Source organism: Actinomadura spongiicola (assembly GCF_003432485.1).
In the GTDB taxonomy this organism is placed as follows: domain Bacteria; phylum Actinomycetota; class Actinomycetes; order Streptosporangiales; family Streptosporangiaceae; genus Spirillospora; species Spirillospora spongiicola.
Genome location: NZ_QVNQ01000002.1, coordinates 904,085 through 910,224, shown reverse-complemented (window position 1 = coordinate 910,224; position 6,140 = coordinate 904,085). Strand labels below are relative to the sequence as shown.

The 6,140-nt window shown below is 70.3% G+C and carries 4 protein-coding genes; all 4 read left to right on the top strand.

The features are described from left to right. Positions 1–3,035, top strand: a 3,035-nt coding sequence (locus D0T12_RS08705; RefSeq protein ID WP_117398910.1) for a type I polyketide synthase, incomplete at its 5' end; no start/stop codon positions are given. A 112-nt stretch (positions 3,036–3,147) separates the two neighbouring features. Continuing rightward, positions 3,148–4,308: a zinc-binding dehydrogenase gene (locus tag D0T12_RS08700; protein ID WP_117398909.1), complete on the top strand. Its 1,161-nt coding sequence runs from the start codon at positions 3,148–3,150 to the stop codon at positions 4,306–4,308. Between the two features lie 25 nt (positions 4,309–4,333). Then, positions 4,334–5,374 carry a 3-oxoacyl-ACP synthase III family protein gene (locus D0T12_RS08695; protein WP_117398908.1) on the top strand — a complete coding sequence of 347 codons (1,041 nt, stop codon included), beginning with the start codon at positions 4,334–4,336 and terminating at the stop codon, positions 5,372–5,374. A gap of 24 nt (positions 5,375–5,398) precedes the next feature. After that, entirely contained in the window at positions 5,399–6,139 is a 741-nt protein-coding gene (locus D0T12_RS08690; RefSeq protein ID WP_117398907.1) for an SDR family NAD(P)-dependent oxidoreductase, read from the top strand. Position 6,140: the final 1 nt, after the last annotated feature.

Genomic DNA, 6,140 nt, shown 5'->3' with positions numbered 1-6,140 from the left:
AGTTCCATCCGCCGACGATCCCGATCGTGTCCAACCTGACCGGGACCGTAGCCACCGTCGAACAGCTCACCTCACCCGGCTACTGGACACGCCTCATCCGCGAACCCGTCAACTTCCACGCGGGCGCTACCACTCTGACCGAACACGACGTCACCACCTACCTAGAACTCGGCCCGGACGCGGTCCTGTCCGCGCTCACCGACCAACCCGGCATCCCGCTCCTACGCCGCAACCAACCAGAAACCCACACCATCGTCACCGCCCTGGCCACCGCACACACCCAAGGCGTCACTGTCGACTGGAACACCGTCCTCCCCAAAACCCCGACCATCGCCCTCCCCACTTACCCCTTCCAACGCCGCCGCTACTGGCTGGACAGGGCAGACGGTAGTGCCGATGTCGGTGCCGCCGGTTTGGGCGCGGCAAGCCATCCTCTACTGGGCGCCACCGTGGAACTCGCCGAGACGGCCACCGTGGTACTCACGGGCAAGCTGTCGCGTCACTCCCATCCTTGGCTGGCAGACCACTCCGTCATGGGGACGGTGCTCCTGCCCGGAACCGCATTCGTGGAACTCGCTCTCTGGGCTGGGGAACAGACGGGATGCACTCTCCTTGAGGACCTGACGCTCGAAGCGCCGTTGGTAATCCCCGACACCGGTGCAGTGGCTCTTCAGGTCTTCGCCGACACACCCGATGGGGACGGCCGCCGTGCGCTGACCATCCACTCTCGGCCTGCCGATGGGGATGACCACCCCTGGACCCGGCACGCCAGCGGCACCCTTGCCTCCAGCAGCGAACCGGCTCAGACATCCACCCTCGGCACCGCCTGGCCTCCGCCCGGAGCCACGCCGATCGATGTCAGTGGCTTCTACGAGGATCTAGCCGCGGCGGGCTACCACTACGGCCCGGTGTTCCAGGGACTCCGAGCGGTCTGGCAGGACGGAGACGATCTTTACGCCGACGTCCACCTGCCCGACGAGGAATCCGCCAACGGCTACACAGCGCATCCCGCTCTCCTGGACGCGGTCATGCATGCACTCGCTCAGGCTGCGGTCAGCACAGGCGAGATGGGGCTTCCGTTCGCATGGACCGGCGTACGGCTGCACGCCGTGGGGGCCACGCAGGTCCGGGTGCGGATCACCCCGACCGGTCAGCACACTTTCGCCCTCACCATCGTCGATCCGGCGGACGACCTTGTCGCCACCATCGAGGAGGTCGCGACTCGCGCGATCGACCCGGCGCAGCTCGGCACCCCAGATAGCAGCCGTGATCCGCTTTATCAGTTGGAGTGGGTGGAGATCCCCACCCCCACCACCACCGCCACCGACGACGCGTCCGAGCCGGAGATTGTCACCCTGCGCGCCGAGGGCGAAGGCCCCCACGACCCCGAGCACGTCCACGCCCTCACCGAACAAGCCCTCACCCTCATCCAAAACAACCCCGACACCCATCTGGTCATCCTCACCCACCACGCCATCGCCACCACCCCCGACGACCCCATCCACGACCTACCCGCCGCAACCACCTGGGGCCTACTGCGCACCGCACAAAACGAACACCCCGACCACATCACCCTCATCGACACCGACCAACCCCACAACAAAGACCTCATCCCCGCAGCCCTGGCCACCGGCGAACCCCAACTCGCCATCCGCAACAACACCCTCCACGTGCCCCGCCTGGTCCCCACCACCAGTGAGCGGCAGGCACCCGTCCTCGACCCCGACGGCACCGTCCTTATCACCGGCGGCACCGGAACCCTCGGCGCTCTGGTCGCCCGGCACCTGATCACCAGGCACGGCGCCCGTAACCTCCTGCTCACCAGCCGCCGCGGCCCCGACGCACCTGGTGCTCACGACCTCGCCGCCGAACTCACCCAACTCGGCGCCAACGTCACCATCACCGCCTGCGACACCACCGACCCCGACGCCCTAGCGGACCTACTCGACGGCGTCCGGTTGACCGCCGTCATCCACGCCGCAGGAATCCTGGACGACGCCACCATCACCGCACTCACACCCCAGCAACTCCACACCGTCCTACGACCCAAGGTCGACGCCGCCTGGAACCTGCACCGACTAACCCAAGACCACGACCTGGCCGCGTTCATCCTGTTCTCCTCCGCCGCAGGCACCCTCGGCAACCCCGGACAAGCCAACTACGCCGCCGCCAACACCTACCTCGACGCACTCGCCCACCACCGCCACACCAACAACCTCCCCGCCACCTCCATCGCCTGGGGACTGTGGGACAGCGCCAGTGGAATGGGTGAGAACCTCGGCGACGCTGATCTCGCCCGGCTCCGCCGTACCGGGATCAGTCCGCTCTCGGTCGACGAGGGCCTCGCGCTCTTCGACGCCGCGATCGGTCTCGGGCGTCCGCATGTCGTTCCGTTGCGGATCGACACGGCCGCGTTGAGCGGGCAGGCGGGCCTGGGGATGGTTCCGGCGCCGCTGCGCGGGCTGGTCCGTGCGCCGCGGCGGCGCGCGGCCTCCGCGGCGGAGGCGGCGAGTTCGGCCGCCGCGTGGCGGGAGCGGTTGGCCGGGCGGGCGGAGCCGGAGCAGCGTCGACTGCTGCTGGATCTGGTTCGCACGAACATCGCCCAGGTGCTCGGGCACGCGTCCGGCGGCACGATCGACGCCGATCGGGGGCTGCTCGACCTCGGGTTCGACTCGCTCACCGCCGTCCAGCTCCGCAACCAGTTGGGCGCGGCGACCGGGCTGCGGCTGCCGACGACGCTGGTGTTCGACCATCCGACGGCGGCGGCGCTCGCGGAGTACCTGCGGGCCGAACTCGCGCCCGCCGAGGCGGACGGGCACGCCGCCCTGATGGCGGAGCTGAGCAGGCTGGAGGCCAGCGTTTCGGGCGTGCTCCCGGCGCCGGAGGCGCGCGGCGAGGTCGTCCTGCGATTGCAGGCGATCATGAGGCGGCTCGGCGGTGGAAACGGGTCGGCGGAGCCGGGGGCCGTGGACGCGGCGGTCCTGGAGTCGGCCAGCGACGAGGAGATCTTCGAGTTCATCGACAGCGAGCTGTGACGCGGTTCCGGGTCGGTGGCTTTGGCGCGACCTAAGGACGCCTTTTGCGGGCCGCGCGACCATTACCGAAAGGAATTCGGTTCCGTGAGATCGAAGAACGGCAGGGCATCGGATGCGCACGACTGACGCGTGGGTCCTCCACGCCGGATCGGGTGGCGACGGCGGCGCCCGCCCGGCGGGGGAGGTGCTCAGCCGCGAGACGTTCGCGCTCGGCGACCCGCGTGACGGCGAGGTGCTGGTCGAGCCGCTCTACGGCTCGTGGGAGGCCAACCTGGACCACGCGCTGGCGCGGAGCCCGATCGACGTGTGCCGGGCGCGGGGCGAGGACTCGGTCGTCATCGGGAACCTCGGTGTCGTGCGGGTGCTGCGTCCCGGGTCGTCGCCGGGGGCGCGGAGGCTGCGGGAGGGCGACGTCTGCATGGTGATGCCCTTCGGGAAGTGCGACAGGCACGGCTACGCCGAACTCGTCTACGCCTACGACATGCCCGGGACGGTCGGTCTGCTGGCCAAGCGCACCAGGATCGACGCGGAGATCCTGCTGCCGGTGCCGGAGGGCAGCGCCCATTCCCTTCCGCAGTGGGCGGCGTACGCGCGGTACTTCACGGCCTGGGACAACTGGCGGACGGCGCTGCGCTGCTGGCAGGCGCAGTTGCCGGACGCGGATCCGGCGGAGCATCTAGTATTCGGCTGGGGCGGCGGGGTGACGTTCGCCGAGCTGCTGCTGGCCCGGCGGGCCGGGTTCAGGGTGGCGATGACGGCCAGTACCGACGAGCGGCTGGCGATGCTGCGCGAGCACGGGATCACCCCGGTCGACCGGCGGCTGTTCCCGCATCTGGCCCGCCCGGCGGAACCGGCCGGGGACATGTCGCGGCACCGCGTGTCCGAGAAGGAGTTCCTGCGGATCATCGGGGAGCTGAGCGGCGGGGCCGGCGCGGCGGTCTTCATCGACAACATTGGCGCGCCGCTGTACCGGGCCACGTTGAAGGCGCTCGCGCGGCAGGGGGTGCTGACGACCTGTGGTTGGAAGCAGGGAATGAGCACGACGACGTTGCGGGCGGCCGAGTGCATCAGGCGGCATCTGCACGTCCACACCCATGTCTGGCGGCTTCAGGACTCGGCGGAGATCCGTGACCTCCAGGAGGAGACCGGCTGGATCGCCGACATCGATCCGGCGGCGGTCTACCCGTTCGACGAGGTTCCCCGGCTCGCCGACGACTACGCGGCGGGACGGCTCAGCACCTACTTCCCGCTCTTCCAGATCAATCCCGTCTAGCCGCCCAGAGAGCAGGAGTGGACCAGTGGTAGGTGCTTCGTCCGAACGCCGGTACGGGGTCGGCATCCGCGCCATCGGCCGGTGCCTTCCGGAACGGGTGGTCCCCAACAGCGAGCTGGTGGAGCGGCTGCCGACGAGCGACGCGTGGATCCGGGAACGCATCGGGATCGAGTCGCGGCGGTTCGCGGCCTCCGGCGAGTGGTCGTCGGATCTGGGGGTGCGGGCGCTGGTCGACGCCTGCGACCGGGCCGGGCTCGACCCGAACGAGCTGAGCATGGTCATCTGCGGGACGTACACGCCCGACCATCTGCTTCCCTTCACCGCCGCCGCGATCACCCGTAAGGCGGGGCTGCCGCGGACGCCGGCGTTCGACGTCAACAGCGGCGGCTGTCCCGGCGCGGTGTACGCGCTGGACGTCGGCCGCCGGTACGTGGAGTCCGGGGAGTATCCGCGGGTCGCCGTGGTGTTGACCGACGTCAGCACCCGGCTGTTCGACCCGGAGGACCGGACCGTCGGGGTGATCTTCGGGGACGGCGCGGCCTGCTACCTGCTGGAGCCGACGCGGCCCGGGTCGGGCATCGGGCCCGTCGCGCTCGGCACGGACTCGTCGCGGTACTTCTCGGTGTACGCGGCCCGCGAGGCGCGCACGGGCGCGGACGGCCGTCCCAAGGTCTCCGGGTTCGGTGACAACTTCACCACCATGGCGGGACGGGAGATCCGCGAGTTCGTGCTGGGGTCGGTTCCCGGTTTCGTCCGCGAGTTCGCCGCGAAGGCGGACCTCGACCTCGACGACGTGGACTTCTTCGCCCTGCACCAGGCGAACCTGCGTCTCGTGCACGGCATCCTCGACGCCCTGGAGCAGCCGTACGCCAAGACGCTCACGAACGTGGAGCGTTTCGGGAACACGTCCGGCGCGTCCGTTCCCCTCGTGCTGCGCGAGGCCGAGGACTCCGGTCGCCTCCGGCCGGGGCAGCGGGCGCTGCTCGTCGCGTTCGGCGGCGGGCTCAGTTTCGGTGCCGCGCTGGTCCGCTGGTCGGGGTCCGACGACTTTCTCATGGCGCGGTGACCGCGCGGACAGGGGGACGGCCCGATGGCCACGACGACGCATGACTTCACCGGCCGCACCGTGATCGTGACGGGCGCCGGCCGCGGGATCGGGCTGGCCCTGGCCCGCTACTTCCACGCCGCGGGCGCGGTGGTGTGGCTGGTCGGACGGGACGCCGAGGCGATCAAGCAGGCGGCGCACGACCTGGACGGCGCCCGGATCGCGCGGGCCGACGTGACCCGTTCCCCCGACGTGGAGCGGGTCGTGCTGGACGTCGTCGCCGACACCGGCCGCGTCGACGTCCTGATCAACAACGCGGGCGTGCTCCGCGACCGGGTGCTGTGGAAGCTGACCGACGAGGACTGGGAGACGGTCCAGGCGGTGCATCTCGGCGGCACGTTCCGGTTCATGCGCGCCTGCGTCCCGCATTTCCGGGCGCAGGGCCGGGGCCGGGTGGTGAACGTGACGTCGTACGCGGGCCTGCACGGCAATGTGGGTCAGGCCGCGTACGCGGCGGCGAAGGCGGGGGTCATCGGGCTCACCAAGACCGCCGCGAAGGAGCTGGTGCGGTTCGGCACCACCGTCAACGCGATCTCCCCGGTGGCCGAGACCCGCATGATCACTTCATTGTCGGAGCGGGCGGGCGACCAGCTCAGGTCGCTGATCCCGGCGGGCCGGTTCGCCCCGCCCGAGGACATCTGCGCCGCCGCCGGTTTCCTCGCCTCCGACGAGGCCCACTACGTCACGGGCGTCGTGCTGCCCGTCGACGGCGGCATGTCCATCTGAC